Below are 17,454 nucleotides of genomic sequence, written 5' to 3' on the forward strand. Positions count from 1 at the left end.
AAGACATGAAATTAAGCGGAATTTTGAATTAAAATCGGCTTTAAAAATTCTTTAAAAATTAAATAACCTTAGGAATAATTCCTGAGGTTATTTGTTTTCAGCAAGTTGCAATAAATTAACTATTCCAAAATTTGTATTGTTGAATCTAATGGGAAATGATATATTTGCACGCTGTTTACAAAACTTCTAAAAACTGACAACCCATGCAAAATAAGGGACTTATAAGACTTTTCGCCATTCTATTTGGTTTGGTGAGCATCTATCAGTTGTCCTATACTTTCATTTCTGGTAAGATAGAGAAAGATGCAGAGAACTTTGCAAAGACTGAAATTACTGAAGCTGAAGATGATTATGTAGCTAAGCGCGAAGCCTTAGAAGCTAAGTATTTAGACTCTGTTGCAGATAACCCTGTTTTAGGATATACTAGCTATGCAGATGCTAAAACTAAAGAATTAAATAAAGGTTTAGACCTTAAAGGCGGAATTAACGTAACCCTTCAAATATCTGTAAAAGATATTCTTAAAGGTTTAGCAAACAATACGCGCAACGCAGTATTTAATAAAGCATTAGCGGATGCTGATGACGCCTCTAAAAATAGTGATGCTACCTATTTAGAGCTTTTCTTTGATGCTTTTGAAGCCATTAAAGGAGATACCAAACTGGCATCACCTGAAATTTTCGCAAATAAAGGTTTGAGTGATGAAATCAACTTTCAAATGTCTGATGATGAGGTAAAACCAATCATCCGTAGAAAAATTGATGAATCTATTGTTTCGGCTTTTGAAGTGCTACGAGAGCGTATTGATGGTTTTGGGGTAACACAACCCAATATTCAGAGAGAAGGTAATTCTGGTAGAATATTAGTGGAATTACCAGGTGCTAAAGATATTTCTAGAGCTCAGGAATTACTTTCGAGCACAGCTCAGTTAGAGTTCTGGGAAACCTATGAACAAAGTAATGCAAGTATTGGTCAGTTTTTTGTTACTGCAGACCAACGGTTAGCAGAAATTATTACGCCTGATGAGGAGGAAACAGAAGAGGATTTATCAGCCCAAGAAGCAGAGATAGATTCTTTACTTTCAGATGTAGCAGAAGATTCTTTAGATATTGCAAGTAGCAATCCATTATTAAGCAAATTAATTCCGTCAAATCCTGGTAGTCATGCAATTGCAAGAGTAGCTATTTCTGATACTGCAGAGGTAGGTTCTTATTTAAGAATGCCAGAAGTTAGAAGATTACTTCCTGCAGATGTTCAATTTGTAAAATTTGCATGGGAACGCCCACCAGCAAACTCAGAAGTAGCTGAACTATACGCTTTAAAATCTAACAGAGAAAACAAACCAAGAATCAGTGGAGATGTAGTCTCTGACGCACAAGATACTTTTGACCAGTTTAACAAGCCAGCGGTTAGTATGACCATGAATACACGTGGCGCTAAAGAATGGGAAAAATTAACTGGTGATGCCTATACCAATCAAACAGGTATTGCTATTGTTTTAGATAATAAGGTTTACACGGCCCCTGGTGTTTCTACAGGGCCAATATCTGGCGGACGTTCAGAAATAACAGGAACGTTTACAGTTAATGAAACAAAAGATATTGCTAACGTTTTAAGAGCTGGTAAATTACCGGCCTCTGCTGAAATTATTCAGTCAGAAGTTGTTGGGCCATCTTTAGGCCAAGAAGCAATTGATAGTGGGTTTATGTCGTTCTTAATCGCCATGGCATTCGTATTAATATGGATGATTTTCTACTACGGCAAGGCAGGTATTTTTGCAGATATCGCTCTTATCTTCAACATTTTATTAATTTTTGGTGTACTTACTAGTTTAGGTGCGGTTCTAACTTTACCAGGTATTGCTGGTATTGTACTAACTATAGGTATGTCTGTTGATGCTAACGTACTTATTTTTGAGCGTATTAAAGAAGAATTAGCTAAAGGTAAAGGTAAAGCACAGGCAATAGCAGATGGTTTTAGCAACGCTTTGTCTTCAATTTTAGATGCCAATATTACTACCGGTCTTACTGCGATTATACTTTTTGTATTTGGTTCAGGACCAATTAAAGGTTTTGCCACTACTTTATTAATAGGTATAGTTACTTCTTTGTTTACGGCAATTTTTGTTACCCGTTTAATGATAGAAGCTTACACTGCTAAAAAAGGTAGAGAACTTTTATTTTCAACCCCTGCAACAAGAAAGCTGTTTACAGGAATAAATATAGATTTCTTGAGTAAGCGTAAAATAGCATACATTATTTCAGGGTTACTTATTGCAGTAAGTTTATTTTCATTATTCTCAAACGGATTACAACAAGGTGTAGATTTTATTGGAGGTCGTTCGTATCAAATTCGTTTTGAAGGAGCCGTGAATCCTTCAGAAATAGCATCTGAATTAAATGATGTTTTTGGTAGCGGTACCAATGTTAAAACTTTTGGTGAAGCCAATCAGATAAAGGTAACTACACCATACAAGGTAGACGTAGAAGGTATAGAAGTTGATAACGAGATTCAAAATAAGCTTTATACTTCGTTACAAAAATATTTGCCAGATGGAACATCATTTGAAGATTTTACAGTTGGCGCATCAGAGAAATCTATAGGAATTCTGCAGTCAACTAAAGTAGGCCCAACTATTGCTGATGATATTAAACAAAACGCATATTGGGCAATACTAGGTTCACTTGCAGTTGTGTTCTTATACATCTTATTACGTTTTAGAAAATGGCAGTTCTCTTTAGGCGCGGTTACAGCGGTAGCGCATGATGTTTTAATTGTACTAGGTATATTCTCTTTAACAAGTGCAATAATGCCATTTAATATGGAAATTGACCAAGCATTTATTGCTGCTATTCTAACAGTAATAGGGTATTCTTTAAATGATACTGTGGTTGTTTTTGACCGTATTAGAGAAGTGGTTGGACTCAAGGGTTGGAGTGCTGGTAATAATGTAAATGAGGCACTTAATAGTACTTTGAGTAGAACATTAAATACCTCTTTAACTACCTTAATTGTATTATTGGCTATCTTCATTTTTGGTGGAGAATCGTTAAGAGGATTTATGTTTGCTATGATTATTGGTGTTATTGTGGGTACGTACTCTTCGGTATTTATAGCAACACCAGTTATGTACGATTCGTTAAAAAAATCAATATCCTCAGGTAAACAAAATTAATTTCCCAATAGAATTGGGTTACTAATTCAGACGAAAAAGCCACTCAATTTGAGTGGCTTTTTTTATCTGCTAATTTTGATACAAACTTTTGAGTAATAAAAACTACTAGAAAACCAGTATTTTTTTTCGTTTGTTTCATGGTGTGTAAGAATAGTGATTCTTTTGAGGAAGAACTAAAACCTAAACACTATGAAATCTTTTTTCAAGCCATTAACTTTTTTAATAGTAATCCTTCTAATTGGTTGCGAGCAATCCACAATTGAAGATGAAACCTTATCAGAGGAAGACGCCATTGTAGGGCAATGGAATCTAGTACAAATAGATGATACTGATGTATCTGATTTGGATTGCTACAATGATTCTTACATTGAATCAGATGGACAAAACATAACTTTTTACATTCTCGATTTAAATGAAGATGGTAGCTGCACAGAAATTTTGGTAGGTACTGAAACTTTAACCATAGAAGAAGGATTTTATTACATAGGAGATGAAGCAATGGATTTTACCATAACAGGCAATACCCTTGCCTGGCGTGTGAATGCAACAGCAACATTACTATTTAGAAAGTAAGCTTAAGATTGAAGATTAAGTGTAACCAAAATATCATTGTTATATTAGGTCTTTGGCTCATAAAACATAACGTTTTGAACTTGAAGACCTTTTTTGTATTTACCGTATTCTTCTTAGTTACTAATTGTTATGCACAGGTAAATTATCAGCCGCAAGTGGATAGTTTACAACGGTTTTTAAAAGAAAATCCAGATAGTTATTTGGCAAAGTATGAAATCGCCGAAATTCTCAAAGACAATGATTCTACTACAGCGCTAAGATATGTTAACACTGGACTAGTTGAAGCTAAAAATAGTAAGGACGCCTATGGAATTGGTAAAGGTTTGTTTTTGCTCGGTAATTTCTATTCAGACTATGGTTTTCCTTTTAAAGGTGAACAGTATTATAGAAAAGCAGATACGGTAGTTTCTGAGCTAATTAAATCTGATTCTTCTCCAGAAAACTTAAAGCTTTGGGTCCGAAACACTTTTAATATAGGTGTGGTTAGGTCTTACCAAGGTTATAATGAGGATATTTATTATATCAACAAAATAACTCCCACAGCTGAAAAAATTGGGTTTTACGAGATTATAGCAAAGGCAAATACCAATATTGCAATTGGCTTTTTTAACAACGGTCAATTGAAAAAGGCATTTAATTATTTTGTTTTAGGTGGAGAACAACACCTTAAGGCAGAAGACTATAAAAGTCTAACAATAAACAAATTAATATTTGCTTCTTGTCTAATTCAGATGGATTCTATTGATAGTGCAAAAGAAAAATTAGATTTTATTGCTCCGGTGGTAGACTCATTAGCACAAGATGATAAGAAACAATTATACCATACCATTTTAGCCGAGTACCACGTTAAAAAGTCTAATTATGATGAGGCTGTTGATAATCTGGAACGGGCACTACAATTTTTAGAAAATAGCCCCGTACAGCAAAATAAAATGCCTTTGTTTATGACTTTTATAAAGGTATATCGAGCTAATAAAAACTATAAAAAGGGACTCGAATATGCTCAGATAAGTCTAGACTTGGCTAAGTACTATCAGAATAAAATTATAGAGGCTGAACTGTATAAAGAGATGTCTTTTTTTTATTCAAAACTTAATAATGAAAGTAAGGCATTCGAGAATTTAGCCAATTATGTGGCCATTTCAGATAGTTTAAATATTCCCGAGTTAGAGAGAGAAATTATTCGGTTAGAAACAGAATATCAATCAGAGAAAAAGGAACGCGAAATATTGGAGCTTACCAATCAAAATAATGATGTAGAACTGCAATTAACCAAAAAGCGTTCTCAAAACTATGTGCTCTGGTCTATTTCTTTAGGGTTATTCTTTTTAGCTGGCATAGCTTATTTAGGATATAGAAATATTAAAAAAAGAGAGCAATTAAAAGTTGCAGAGTTGAACAAGCTTCAGTATGAGCAAGATTCAAAGGTGTATAACGCCATGTTAGAAGGGCAAGAGAATGAACGTAAAAGGCTTGCCATTGATTTACATGATGGTTTAGCGGGTAGGCTTTCTGCAACGCGCATACGTTTAGAAAAGTTGGCTCAAAAGTCAGATTCTAAAACAGGCACTAAAGGTTTTAAAGAAGCGGTAGATAATATTGATGATTCGCTTTCAGAATTGAGAAATATAGCAATGAACTTAATGCCCGAAACTTTATTTAGATACGGACTTAAAAATGCTATAGAAGATTATTGTTCAAGTATCGGTAAAGCGGCAAAAAACACCAAATTTATTCTTCAATTTTACGATTCTGGTGAAGATTTATCGCAGAAAACTAGTTTAACCATTTATAGAATTTTTCAAGAATTAATAAATAACGCAGTAAAACATTCTGAGGCTACAGAGGTATTAGTGCAGTATTTGGTTGAAGATGGTAAAATAAGTATTACTGTTGAAGATAATGGTAAAGGATTTTCAGAACAAGAGAGCACTAAAAATGGTAGAATGGGATTAAATAATTTAAAAACTAGAGTAGCCTATTTAAATGGAGAAATAGATTTTGTTTCATCTCCTAATGAGGGCACTACAGCCCATATCGTAATTAATATTTAGTATGGCATTAAGTAACATTAAAATACGTGTGGTAATTGTTGATGACCACCCTTTAGTTATAGAAGGACTAAAATCGCTATTAAAAGGACATAAGGATATTAAGGTAGAAGCATGTTGTACAACAGGTAATGAAGCGCTAGAGTTTTTAAAACAACATCAAGCAGACATTGTTTTGTTAGATATTAATTTACCAGATGTAAGTGGAACAGAAATTTGTAAGGTAATTGCGAATGAATACGAAAATACATTTGTTATTGGCTTAAGTACATATGGGGAACGTAGCATTATAAATCAAATGATTTCTAATGGTGCCAAAGGTTACTTACTTAAAAATGTAACGGAATCAGAATTGGTAGAGGCTATTTCAAAGGTATATAGAGGACATTATTATTATGGCATTGAAATTCAAAAAGCTATGGCGAATACCATTTTTCATACCATGGGTAATACCCCAAGGTTAACTAAAAGAGAAAAGCAAATTTTAAAGTTAATTGTGTCTGGAAAAACCACTAATAAAATTGCAGATGAACTATTTATTAGTCCGTTAACCGTAGAAACTCATCGGAGAAATTTAATGAAAAAAATGGATGCTTCTAACACTGCTTCATTAGTTAAAATTGCCATTGAGAAGGTTTTGGTTTAGCGTTACACAAATAGATTTAGTATATGAATTAAGGGGGCTTTTGCCTCCTTTTTTAATTTATGGTATTTTGGTTTTTAAGTAAAAAAACTACTGGTTTTCCAGTATTTTAAGCATGATTTTTCAAAGAAAGTATTTTAATAAAGTTCTTAGCAGTATTAAATAACTATTTGACCATGAAAAATTTATTTAAAGTACTGTTATTAGTATGTTTAACTACGTTAAGTGTAACTGCGCAAACCGTTAGTATAGGGCCTAAAGTTGGTCTTAATTTGGCTAATTATTCTGGAGCGGTAACAAATGATAGAAGTCTAGCTGGTATTCAGGCTGGGGGTCTAGTTGAGATTCAGCTGATAGATTTAGTAAGTATTCAACCCGAACTTTTATTCTCTGTACAAGGAGCATCCTTTGAAAATGTAAAAGATGTATATAATTATGTAAATCTACCTATTATGGGTAAGATTTATCCAATTGAAGGCTTGTATGGTGAAATTGGCCCACAAATTGGTTTTTTACTATCGGCTAACGAAAAGGCAATTGATAACACAAACAGAGCACAGTTTACACAACAAATAAAAACTGTTGATTTTGGTCTTAATTTTGGGGCAGGTTACAAGTTACCAGACTTAGGCTTAGCATTTGGTTTACGATACTATGCAGGGTTAAGTAATTTTCCGAGGAACAATTCACGTATTAAACACGGTATCTTTCAACTATATACCAGCTGGGCATTTGAGTTGTAAACCACATTCACTTATTAATTTAAATTCGATTAAGAGGGTAAAAAACCCTCTTTTTATTTTTTAACCACACCTAAAGAGCCATGATCAGTAGGGATTAACTCAAAATACTGTTTGGGTCGCAAGCCTATTTCAGTTCTATGCGATACATAAATAATAGCTGTATCACTTTTCTTTGAATACGCATTAATTAGACTAATAAAGTGCCAAGCAGCGTTGTCATCTAAACCTACAGTAGGCTCATCTAAAATTAAAAGAGGTGGATGTTTAATCATGGCTCTGGCAGTCATTAAAAGTCGTTTTTGACCTAGACTTAACTGATGAAAGTAATAGTCTTTTTTACTTTCTAATCCCAAAACTTTAAGCCACTCTATGCTCTTTGCTTTTTCTATTTCTGAAGGAATTTTATAAAGACCAACAGAATCATGTAAACCAGAAATTAGCATATGTTTAAGTGTATGATAGCCTTTAAACCTATCTACCATAGCTGGGGTAAAGTAACCAATGTATTTTTTTAAATCCCAAACACTTTCTCCACTGCCTTTTTTCTGGCCAAAAAGAGTTAAGTCTTGGCCATAACCTTTGTGGCTATCACCTGTAATTAAGTTTAAAATTGTGCTTTTACCGCTGCCGTTGGGACCTTTTAATTGCCAAAAATCACCTTTATTGATTATCCAATTAATATGATTTAAAACCCTTTTGTTTTCAAAGCTTACGTTGATGTTTTTTAGTTTAATTAACGGATTTTCAGTAATAGGAAAAGGTTTTAAGGGTAGCGGTATGGTAGTTATTACCTTACTTTTTTTTTGAAGATGACTTAGCAAAACTGCCTTAGATTCAAACGTATGTAGTTCATTATTTTCAAATACAAAATAGTCTTTGGTAGATGTTAATAGGTCATCTATTCTATTTACTATTTGAATGCAGTCAACTTTTGTAGTTAGTATTTCAAACTCCCTTTTAAGTGCCGCTTGGGTTTCTACATCCAAATTATCAAAAGGATTTACAAATACAAAACCCTTAACTTTTGAATCTAAAAGATGATTTAATAGCGCTTTTTTTCGTTCTCCACTACTCATAGTTTTAAGCGCTTGAGAACTGTTTTTTGTTAAGACTTTGATGTCGTGTAATTCTTCTTCATCAATATATTTAGCAATTTCATTTTCAGAAAATATACCCCATCCTTTTTTATCAAGTACATTTAAAATGGCGTGTTTTCCTTTAAAGATTTCATCAACAAAGGTGTCAGTTTTTAAATGGTTTGGAATAAGGATGCCGAAATTCATCCAAAAGGGTTAATTCGTTTTTTTAAAAGCTATAGAATCACCTACCTCTAAAAGCCACTTTTCTGCTAGTCCGGCATTTACTTCTAAAACATATTGAATAGGAACTTGAGAAGATAAACCAGTTTCATTAAACGGTTGGGCATTTTCTTGAAAACTAGCAATTCTCCAGTTTTCATCAATAAAAATAATATCCAGCGGAATTTGGGTGTTTTTCATGTAAAAAGAGTGCATTCTAACATCATCAAATAGAAAAATCATCCCGTTTTTTTCGGCCATAGAAGAGCGGTACATTAACCCTGTTTGCGTTTCATAATCTGTAGCGGCAACCTCAACATCTAGCTTAACCAATAACGAGTCTGCTTTAAAAATTTGAACTTCACCCTCTTTTGTAAAGGCAATTTCTTCTGTTTTGATGGCTTGCGTAGCTTTTTCTTTGCATGCTAAAGCCAGTAGCGTTAGCAAAACAACGATAACATATTTTCTCATTATGCTGCTTTTTTTGTGGGTCTAAACATTAGATATAATCCTACGATAACAAATGGTATGCTCAACCATTGACCTGTAGTAAAAGTACCCCATGCATCTTCAAAACCACCTTGACTCTTTTTGTAAAATTCTAAGAAAAACCGAATTGGTCCCCACATTGTTGCTAACCAAAACCCAAATAAAAATCCTTCTTTATTTTTTAGGTTGGTTTTCCAATACATCCAATAATACATAATAACAAATATGATAAGATAGCCTATAGCTTCATACAATTGAACAGGATGCCTATAGGGTATTGCTTCAAGATAATTAGCAAACTCTGGATTAGTTTCTAGGGCTTTGTAAGCGGCGCTTGCCGTTTTTTCTTTAGTGATAGACATGGCTTTATAGGCTGGCATATCATCAGAATCTCTAACAAATTTGGTAGCTAAGAAAAACGCTTTGTCGACCACTTTGCCGTTAATTTCGGAGTTGAAAAAATTACCCAATCTAACGAATGCCCCTCCAATAGAACAAGTAATTGCTACGCGGTCTAATAACCAAAGTACACTTATGTCTTTGTATTTGCGAGAGAACAACCATAGACCAATAATACCTGCAATAGCAGCACCATGACTGGCTAAACCTGTGAAACCAGTAAATTCATAACCATTAATAAAACCAAACAAAGAACTACCAGCATTTTCTCTAATAGGTAGTAAAATTTCTATAAGATGGTTTTTGTAATAATCCCAGTCATAAAAAAAGACATGACCCAAACGTGCACCTAGCATTATAGATACAACAGCATACACAAAAAGAGAGTCGAGTTTTTCTAAAGATTTATTTTCTTTTTGAAAAATTTTTTTCATGATGTAGAAGCCAAGAACAAAGGCTAAAATCCACAACATGTTGTAGTACTTTATTTGAAGGAATCCAATTTTAAACAGCGTGTCATCCGGATTCCATACGAAGCCTAGAAAGTACATAATTAAAAGTTTTGTGACGAAGATACTAGTTTTAAACGTTTGGGTTATTCTAAACTTTCTAAATAATTAGGGAACAGGGTCGTAACCAGAACCACCCCATGGGTGGCAACTAAAAATGCGTTTAATGGCTAGCCAGCCTCCTTTTATTAAACCATGTTTTTGGAGGGCCTCAACCGTATATTGTGAGCATGTTGGAGCATATCTGCAAGTTGCTGGTAAATAAGGAGAGATACCATTTTGATAGATTCTTACCATAAAAATAAAAGGAGCAACTACTACTTTACGCATAGCGTAAAATTAAACAATAATAGAATAAAAAAAGCCCCAGTAGTAGTCTGGGGCTTTTGTTTAAACTTCTGAAGCTCTTTTAGTAGGCTCGAGATGTTCTCGTTCTTCTTCTGTATACAATCTTGATTTAATGATAAAACGTAAGCCTAACGGAATTTCTAAAGAAAAACTTGCGCCTCTACCATGAGTAATATCTACAGTTATTTGCGTGTGTTTCCAATATTCAAATTGGTCTTGATTCATGTAGAATTCACACCCTTCAATAGTACCAAGGTAGACATCAGAGTCGTCGAGCATTAATTCTCCTTTAGGAAAACACATTGGAGCTGAACCATCACAACAACCACCACTTTGATGAAACATTAGTTCACCATGTTCTTGTTTGAGTTGATTTATAATTTTTGCCGCTTCAGCCGTTACTAGAATTCGTTGTGTCATTTAAATTTAAAATTTAGAAGAAGCCAAGAGCTTTTTTGTCGTAAGAAACCAACATGTTTTTGGTTTGTCTATAATGATTAAGCATCATTTTATGAGTTTCTCTACCAATACCAGATTTCTTATATCCACCAAATGGTGCATGAGCAGGGTAAGCATGGTAACAATTAACCCAAACTCTACCTGCTTGTACTGCTCTAGAAATTTGGTAAGCCTGATGCGTATCTCTTGTCCAAACACCAGCACCTAAGCCATAAAGTGTATCGTTAGCAATTTCAATAGCTTCTGCTTCATCTTTAAAGGTAGTTACACAAACAACTGGGCCAAATATTTCTTCTTGAAACACGCGCATTTTGTTGTTTCCTTTTAAAATAGTTGGTTTAATGTAGTATCCACCCTCAAGGCCTTCATTATATGCGGCTTCTCCGCCAGTTAATACCTCACAGCCTTCTTCTTTTCCTATGCTTATGTAATTTAAGATTTTTTCATATTGGTCGTTTGAAGCTTGAGCACCCATCATTGTACTAGGGTCTAGTGGATGACCTAGTTTAACGGCTTCTGTTCTTTCAATTACACGCGCTATAAATTTGTCATAAATACTTTCTTGCACTAAAAGTCTAGAAGGGCAAGTACAAACCTCACCTTGATTTAAGGCAAACATAACAGCACCTTCTAAACATTTATCAAAGAAGTCATCATCAGCATCCATGACACTTTCAAAAAATATGTTTGGTGATTTACCACCTAACTCTAGAGTAACTGGAATAATATTTTTTGAGGCATATTGCATAATTAATTGCCCGGTTGTAGTTTCTCCAGTAAAGGCTACTTTATTAATTCTAGGACTAGAAGCTAGCGGTTTACCTGCTTCAATACCAAAACCATTAACCACATTGAGTACACCTTTGGGTAAAATATTTTGAATAAGTTCTACAAGTACTAGAATACCAACCGGGGTTTGTTCTGCAGGTTTTAAGACCACGCAGTTCCCTGCTGCTAGTGCAGGAGCAATCTTCCAAGTGGCCATTAGTATTGGAAAATTCCATGGTATAATTTGTCCTACTACACCTAGGGGTTCCAAAACATTCATAGAAACAGTACTAGAGTCAAGTTCACTAATTGTACCTTCTTCTGCACGTATTACACCTGCAAAATATCTAAAATGGTCAATAGCTAAGGGCATATCGGCTGCTCTAGTTTCACGTAACGCTTTACCGTTATCCCAAGTTTCAGCTCTGGCAAGAACTTCTAGATTCTGCTCCATTACATCAGCTATTTTAAGAAGCATATTACTTCTTGTAGTTGCTGAAGAATTATTCCATTCAGGTGCGGCTTCCCATGCTGCATCAATAGCTTTATCAATATCTTCTTTTGTGCTTCTGGCTATCTTACAAAATGCTTGACCGTCTACAGGACTTACATTATCAAAATATTCTCCTTTGTGAGGAGGAATCCACTCACCACCTATAAAGTTTTCGTATTGGTTTTTAAACTCTGGTTTTTGCAATGCCGTTTTTTGGGCTGTTTTTAAATCGCTCATACGTATTATGTTTAGTTTTATTAGTTACTATTCTGTTATAAGTAACAGACTGTTTTCTAAATGTATAGCATAGTTTTTACGAAATACTGAACGATTCTATGTTTTATGTGACCAATAATCTTATTGCTTGCATAATTAACAGTTTTAGGTGAAAAAATATAGTAAATTCATAAATGAGTATCTTGTAATTTGAAAATATAGTATTGTGGAGCTAGAATTGCCAAAGAAATTTTATAAAGAACGAAGTCTCCAAAATTTGGTAGAAAATCAGACTTCTTATGCTTTAAGAAATGCCGAGATGCATGTTTTTGAAACGCATAAAAATGCGGAACAAGTTTTATTACGTTTTGATCAGCCGGTATTGGCTAGCATGCTAGTGGGTAAAAAAGTGATGCATTTACGAGATAAGCAGTCTTTTGATTTTTTACCAGGAGAATCTTTGATATTACCCGCCAAAGAATTAATGTGTATAGATTTTCCGGAGGCTAAAATAGACAACCCAACTAGGTGTTTAGCAATGGCTATTAATGAAGAAAAAATAAAAAGAGTTGTTCAGTTGATGAATGAAACAATGCCTAAAGAATGTGGTGATGAATGGGCATTAATGGATTACAATTTTCACTTTACTAATGATAAAGCAGTATATGGCATTTTAAACAGATTATTGTATTTATTTACAGAAAATCATCCTTCTAAAGACTTTTTTGTAGATAATATGCTGCAAGAGCTTATAGTTAGAATTCTTCAAGGCAGTTCTAAAAGAAACTATATGAGAAATGCCAATACACTAGCATCTACTAATAGGTTGGCATATATTATTGATTTCATCAAAAATAATCTACACGAACCAATGAGTATTGGTATGCTAAGTGAAAAAGCTTGTATGAGTGAATCTCATTTCTTTAAAAAATTTAAAGATGAGATTGGGCAAACTCCGGTAGAGTTTATTAATAACTTACGAATTGAACGAGCAATTACCTTACTTCAAAACCCGAATAAAAAAATCAAAGAAATATTCTTAGAATGTGGGTTTGAAAATCGTTCTTATTTCAATAGATTATTTAAAAAAATTAAAAAGGTATCACCTTCTCAATACCAATCAAAGTTCGCTTAATAGCTAAGTTTACTTAATGCTAAAAGACGTGCCGTCTTTACCATCATTTAATTGAATACCCAGCGCAGTTAATTCATCTCTAATCTTATCAGAAGTTGCAAAGTCTTTATTCGCTCTGGCGTTATTTCTGATATCTATTAAAAGAGACATTATGCCTTCTAAAGTTTCGGTTTGAGCATTGTTGGCGTTTTGCTGCGCTTGTAACCCTAAAACATCAAAAACAAAATTATGTAGGGTATCAACTACTAGTGATTTATCTTCTTCTGAAATTTTACTTTTCTCTTCTTTTAAGGAGTTAATCTGTTTAACAGCTTCAAACAGTTGTGCAATTAAAACTGGTGTATTAAAGTCATCATTCATGGCATCATAGCAAGATTGTTTCCACGATGACCAATCAAAATCAGAAGTAGTTGAAACAGGTAAATCCTCAACTATTTTAAGCGCATCCATCAATTTTTGATAACCTTTTTCTGAAGCAATAAGAGCTTCATCACTCAAATCTAAAATACTAGTATAATGTGCTTGTAGCATAAAAAACCGAACTACAGATGGAGCAAATGGTTTGCTTAAAATGTGGTTATCTCCAGAAAACATTTCTGATGGATAAATATTGTTACCTGTAGACTTTGACATTTTTTTACCATTTAAGGTAAGCATGTTTGCATGTAGCCAATAATTTACTGGGCTTTCACCATTGCAGGCTTCTGCTTGAGCAATTTCACACTCATGATGCGGAAATTTCAAATCCATTCCACCACCATGTATGTCAAAGGTTTCACCTAAATATTTTGTACTCATAGCAGTACATTCTAGGTGCCAACCAGGGAAACCATCACCCCAAGGTGAGGGCCAACGCATTATATGTTGTGGCTCTGCTTTTTTCCAAAGCGCAAAGTCTTGAGGATTTTTTTTATCGTTTTGAGCAGTAAGTTCACGTGTATTGGCAATCATATCCTCTAATTTTCTACCGCTTAATTTGCCGTAATCATTAGATTTATTGAAGGTAACTACATCAAAATACACAGAACCATTAACCTCATACGCATATCCTTTTTTAAGGATTTCTTTAATGATTTCTATTTGTTCAATTATATGACCTGTAGCTGTAGGCTCAATACTAGGCGCGAGTAAATTGAATTTTTGTAGGGTTTCATGAAAATCAACAGTGTAGCGTTGAACAACTTCCATAGGTTCCAGCTGTTCTAGTTTTGCCTTTTTTGCAATCTTATCTTCACCATCGTCAGCATCATTTTCTAAATGGCCAGCATCAGTAATATTTCTTACATACCTTACCTTATAACCAAGGTGTTTAAGGTATCTAAAAATCATATCAAAAGACATAAAAGTTCGGCAATTACCCAAGTGAACATTGCTATATACTGTTGGTCCGCATACATACATGCCAACGTAGCCTTCTTTAATGGGTTTAAACTCTTCTTTTTTACCGGTAAGGGAATTGGTAACCTTTAACTTTTGCTCTTGATAAAGTTGCATTAAAAATCAGTTTCAAGATTTATATAATCTAAAAATTCACGTCTAACAGATTCATCTTTGAATTTACCGCCATATTCGGCTGTAACGGTACTACTATCAATATCTCTAATACCTCTAGAATTTACACATAAATGCTTGGCATCAATTACACATGCCACATCTTCTGTGCCTAAAACTTGTTGCAGTTCTCTAACTATTTGAATGTTTAAACGCTCTTGAACTTGTGGTCTTTTGGCGTAGTAGTCAACAATTCTATTCATTTTAGAAAGGCCAACAACTGTACCCTTAGAAATATAAGCCACATGTGCTTTACCAACTATGGGTAATAAATGGTGTTCACATGTAGAGTAAAGCGTAATGTTTTTTTCTACAAGCATTTCACCATACTTATATTTATTTTCAAAGGTAGAAGAGGCGGGCTTACGGTCTGGGTGTAAACCTCCGAAGATTTCTTTTACAAACATTTTAGCCACCCTATTAGGAGTGCCTTGTAAACTATCATCTTCTAAATCTAGACCAAGAGTTAGCATTATATCTTTTACATTGGATTTAATGCGTTCTATCTTTTCAGTATCACTCAGTTCAAAAGCATCTTTCCGCAAAGGAGTATCCTGTGCAGATGAAAAGTGGTCATCGTTTAAGTCCTCGTCATGCTGTGGTATGGTATCTTCCAATTTCATCAACTGCCAAAAATAAGACTGCAAAGATATACATAATGCCCTATTTAGCATCTAGTTTATTGGTGTTCGCAACATAAATTATTCTTAAGGTTAAAGTTCTAATAATTTTATGATGCCCAAATTAAAGACTACTTATGACCCGGCTAATACTACCCATCTTAGCATTTTTGTCTTGTGCAAGCGTTGTTTGTGCACAGGTGTCACCCAATTGTTCAACTGCAATACCAATTTGTAATAATACACCAGTAAATGGTGGTACTAGCGGTTTTGGTGCAGATGATTTTAGTGGAGCGGCATCATCGGGGTGCTTAGAACGAACCACTTCTGGTTCAATTGAATCAAATTCTGCATGGTATTATTTTAGAACTGCAGCAAGCGGAGAATTAGGAATAAATATTGGACATGAGGCTTCTGAAGATTGGGATTTTGCCCTCTACCAGGCTACTGATTGCAATGATTTTGGGGAACCAATTAGATGTAACTTTTTTGATAATCGAGACCAAAATACCTACACAGGAATTGGTGAAGACCCCTCTGGTGATAGTTCAAATGCGCAATACGAAGATTTTTTACAAGTTGAACCTGGTCAAGACTATTACTTGTTTATTAATAATTTTTCGAATGTTAACTCTGGTTTTTCTATTCAGTTTACAGGAAACATTTTTGTAACTAATCCATACGATGCGTTAGACTGTTCAATAGTAAGTAACCTATTGGGTTCACCAATTGCCGCATGTGAGAATGACAATATAATACTAGATGCTACAACCACTAATGCAGTTTCGTATTCTTGGTATCAAGATACAGGGGCTGGTTTTAATGAAATACTTGGTGAAACCGCTAATACCTTAACAGTTACAGAAGATGCAGTTTATAGAGTTAATGTGGTAACTACAGCGGATAACATAGTAAGTGATGTGCAAGTAGCTTTTAGTGAATCACCGGTTTCGAATGCTATTGGTGATGTAGTGTATTGTTTTGATGAAACCAATACAACTTATGAATTAAGAGTTTTGGATAGTATGATTCTTGGTGGGCAAAATCCAGAAAAATATATGGTGAGCTACCATTCATCTTTGGTGGATGCTAGTGATGGTTTAAATGCTTTGCCAAAGGCATATGAAAAACAGATGGGTTCAGAAGAGCTTTTTGTTAGAGTAACATCTGTAGACAATCCTGATTGCTATGACATTTCACAAAGCTTTCAGTTAAACGCACTAGAAGTTCCGCAGGTTACTTTTGAAGAACAAGTAGCTATTTGTCCAGAAAATCCTCAGGTGGTTATTGGGGTATTGTATCCAAACCCTAATTTTAATTATACTTGGGGTACCGGTGAAACTAGTCCTAATTTAACCGTTTCTCAGAGCGGTTCTTACACCTTAACAATTTCGAATTCTAGTGGTACAGAATCTTGTTCTTTAACAAGTACCATAGAAGTTTCAAATTCAATTACTCCAATTATAAATTCGATTGATATTCAAGATTTTCAAATTAGTAATGTGGTTACTGTTAATACAGACGTAACAGGAGATTTTGAGTTTAGTATAGATAATGGACCTTTTCAAGCCAGCAATATCTTTGAAGATGTCGTACCTGGAGACCACACTATAACCATGAGAGATAAAAATGGATGTGGAGAATTAACAGAAAACTTTATAGTCGCAGGGTTTACCAATCATTTTTCGCCAAACGGAGATGTCCTAGATGAAACTTGGCAAGTTGAAGGTTTAGAATATTTAGATGACCCTGTAGTATCTATTTATGACAGGTATGGTAAGTTGCTAAAGCAATTAAATTCACCTTCAGATTCATGGGACGGTAACTATGAAGGGCAACCAATGCCTTCTAGCGATTATTGGTTTAGAATTTCTTATATCGACAACTCAGGCAATAGGGTAGAGGCCAAATATGTTCAAAATCATTTTTCGTTAAGAAGATAAAGAAATTGTGCAGTTTGTCGATTTGGGTATTTATTTTTGACCT

At 34.3% G+C, this 17,454-nt stretch carries 15 protein-coding genes; 7 read left to right on the plus strand and 8 right to left on the minus strand.

The window, feature by feature from the left end; translation table 11 throughout:
- Window positions 1-203 precede the first annotated feature (203 nt).
- From secDF to H5V42_RS12580, 5 genes are all read left to right on the plus strand, one after another.
- Complete coding sequence (gene secDF / locus H5V42_RS12560) at window positions 204-3,173, plus strand: protein translocase subunit SecDF (RefSeq protein ID WP_185783526.1); 2,970 nt, start codon at window positions 204-206, stop codon at window positions 3,171-3,173.
- 189 nt (window positions 3,174-3,362) lie between these two features.
- On the plus strand, window positions 3,363-3,746 hold the full coding sequence (locus tag H5V42_RS12565; protein WP_185783527.1) for a lipocalin-like domain-containing protein: 384 nt from the start codon (window positions 3,363-3,365) through the stop codon (window positions 3,744-3,746).
- Between the two features lie 74 nt (window positions 3,747-3,820).
- Window positions 3,821-5,800: a tetratricopeptide repeat-containing sensor histidine kinase gene (locus tag H5V42_RS12570; protein WP_185783528.1), complete on the plus strand. Its 1,980-nt coding sequence runs from the start codon at window positions 3,821-3,823 to the stop codon at window positions 5,798-5,800.
- Between the two features lies 1 nt (window position 5,801).
- On the plus strand, window positions 5,802-6,443 hold the full coding sequence (locus H5V42_RS12575; RefSeq protein WP_185783529.1) for a response regulator transcription factor: 642 nt from the start codon (window positions 5,802-5,804) through the stop codon (window positions 6,441-6,443).
- A gap of 173 nt (window positions 6,444-6,616) precedes the next feature.
- Window positions 6,617-7,183 (plus strand): porin family protein, encoded by a 567-nt coding sequence (locus H5V42_RS12580; RefSeq protein ID WP_185783530.1) that lies wholly within the window; start codon window positions 6,617-6,619, stop codon window positions 7,181-7,183.
- 53 nt (window positions 7,184-7,236) lie between these two features.
- Here H5V42_RS12580 and H5V42_RS12585 read toward each other — a convergent pair whose 3' ends face one another.
- The 6 genes from H5V42_RS12585 to H5V42_RS12610 form a co-directional block, all read right to left on the minus strand.
- A complete protein-coding gene (locus H5V42_RS12585; protein ID WP_185783531.1) occupies window positions 7,237-8,466 on the minus strand; it encodes an ABC transporter ATP-binding protein in 1,230 nt (409 codons plus the stop codon).
- Between the two features lie 9 nt (window positions 8,467-8,475).
- Window positions 8,476-8,952 carry a DUF192 domain-containing protein gene (locus H5V42_RS12590; protein ID WP_185783532.1) on the minus strand — a complete coding sequence of 159 codons (477 nt, stop codon included), beginning with the start codon at window positions 8,950-8,952 and terminating at the stop codon, window positions 8,476-8,478.
- Complete coding sequence (gene lgt / locus H5V42_RS12595; RefSeq protein WP_185783533.1) at window positions 8,952-9,920, minus strand: prolipoprotein diacylglyceryl transferase; 969 nt, start codon at window positions 9,918-9,920, stop codon at window positions 8,952-8,954. Before lgt ends, H5V42_RS12590 begins: the two co-directional genes overlap by 1 nt.
- A 66-nt stretch (window positions 9,921-9,986) precedes the next feature.
- Window positions 9,987-10,208, minus strand: coding sequence for a membrane protein insertion efficiency factor YidD (yidD, locus tag H5V42_RS12600; protein ID WP_185783534.1), 222 nt, complete (start codon window positions 10,206-10,208; stop codon window positions 9,987-9,989).
- Between the two features lie 60 nt (window positions 10,209-10,268).
- A complete protein-coding gene (locus tag H5V42_RS12605; protein WP_185783535.1) occupies window positions 10,269-10,646 on the minus strand; it encodes a DUF779 domain-containing protein in 378 nt (125 codons plus the stop codon).
- A 13-nt stretch (window positions 10,647-10,659) separates the two neighbouring features.
- Window positions 10,660-12,183 carry an aldehyde dehydrogenase family protein gene (locus H5V42_RS12610; RefSeq protein WP_185783536.1) on the minus strand — a complete coding sequence of 508 codons (1,524 nt, stop codon included), beginning with the start codon at window positions 12,181-12,183 and terminating at the stop codon, window positions 10,660-10,662.
- A 205-nt stretch (window positions 12,184-12,388) separates the two neighbouring features.
- Between H5V42_RS12610 and H5V42_RS12615 the strand changes: the two genes are divergently transcribed.
- Window positions 12,389-13,297, plus strand: a complete 909-nt coding sequence (locus H5V42_RS12615; RefSeq protein ID WP_229665679.1) for an AraC family transcriptional regulator — start codon at window positions 12,389-12,391, stop codon at window positions 13,295-13,297.
- 9 nt (window positions 13,298-13,306) lie between these two features.
- Here the strand turns inward: H5V42_RS12615 and cysS are convergent, their stop codons facing one another.
- On the minus strand, window positions 13,307-14,791 hold the full coding sequence (cysS, locus tag H5V42_RS12620; protein ID WP_185783537.1) for a cysteine--tRNA ligase: 1,485 nt from the start codon (window positions 14,789-14,791) through the stop codon (window positions 13,307-13,309).
- Window positions 14,791-15,471, minus strand: a complete 681-nt coding sequence (gene folE / locus H5V42_RS12625) for a GTP cyclohydrolase I FolE (protein ID WP_185783604.1) — start codon at window positions 15,469-15,471, stop codon at window positions 14,791-14,793. Before folE ends, cysS begins: the two co-directional genes overlap by 1 nt.
- 134 nt (window positions 15,472-15,605) lie before the next feature.
- Between folE and H5V42_RS12630 the strand changes: the two genes are divergently transcribed.
- Entirely contained in the window at window positions 15,606-17,411 is a 1,806-nt protein-coding gene (locus tag H5V42_RS12630) for a T9SS type B sorting domain-containing protein (protein WP_185783538.1), read from the plus strand.
- Window positions 17,412-17,454 lie beyond the last annotated feature (43 nt).

Source organism: Croceivirga lutea, assembly GCF_014235875.1.
In the GTDB taxonomy this organism is placed as follows: domain Bacteria; phylum Bacteroidota; class Bacteroidia; order Flavobacteriales; family Flavobacteriaceae; genus Croceivirga; species Croceivirga lutea.

Excerpts from the sequence above, each read along its gene's own strand:
- cysS (WP_185783537.1), bottom strand. The coding sequence starts at position 14,791 with ATGCAACTTTATCAAGAGCAAAAGTTAAAGGTTACCAATTCCCTTACC.
- folE (WP_185783604.1), bottom strand. The coding sequence starts at position 15,471 with ATGAAATTGGAAGATACCATACCACAGCATGACGAGGACTTAAACGAT.
- lgt (WP_185783533.1), bottom strand. The coding sequence starts at position 9,920 with ATGTACTTTCTAGGCTTCGTATGGAATCCGGATGACACGCTGTTTAAA.
- H5V42_RS12585 (WP_185783531.1), bottom strand. The coding sequence starts at position 8,466 with ATGAATTTCGGCATCCTTATTCCAAACCATTTAAAAACTGACACCTTT.
- H5V42_RS12580 (WP_185783530.1), top strand. The coding sequence starts at position 6,617 with ATGAAAAATTTATTTAAAGTACTGTTATTAGTATGTTTAACTACGTTA.
- H5V42_RS12605 (WP_185783535.1), bottom strand. The coding sequence starts at position 10,646 with ATGACACAACGAATTCTAGTAACGGCTGAAGCGGCAAAAATTATAAAT.
- H5V42_RS12610 (WP_185783536.1), bottom strand. The coding sequence starts at position 12,183 with ATGAGCGATTTAAAAACAGCCCAAAAAACGGCATTGCAAAAACCAGAG.
- secDF (WP_185783526.1), top strand. The coding sequence starts at position 204 with ATGCAAAATAAGGGACTTATAAGACTTTTCGCCATTCTATTTGGTTTG.
- H5V42_RS12590 (WP_185783532.1), bottom strand. The coding sequence starts at position 8,952 with ATGAGAAAATATGTTATCGTTGTTTTGCTAACGCTACTGGCTTTAGCA.
- H5V42_RS12575 (WP_185783529.1), top strand. The coding sequence starts at position 5,802 with ATGGCATTAAGTAACATTAAAATACGTGTGGTAATTGTTGATGACCAC.
- H5V42_RS12630 (WP_185783538.1), top strand. The coding sequence starts at position 15,606 with ATGACCCGGCTAATACTACCCATCTTAGCATTTTTGTCTTGTGCAAGC.
- H5V42_RS12565 (WP_185783527.1), top strand. The coding sequence starts at position 3,363 with ATGAAATCTTTTTTCAAGCCATTAACTTTTTTAATAGTAATCCTTCTA.
- yidD (WP_185783534.1), bottom strand. The coding sequence starts at position 10,208 with ATGCGTAAAGTAGTAGTTGCTCCTTTTATTTTTATGGTAAGAATCTAT.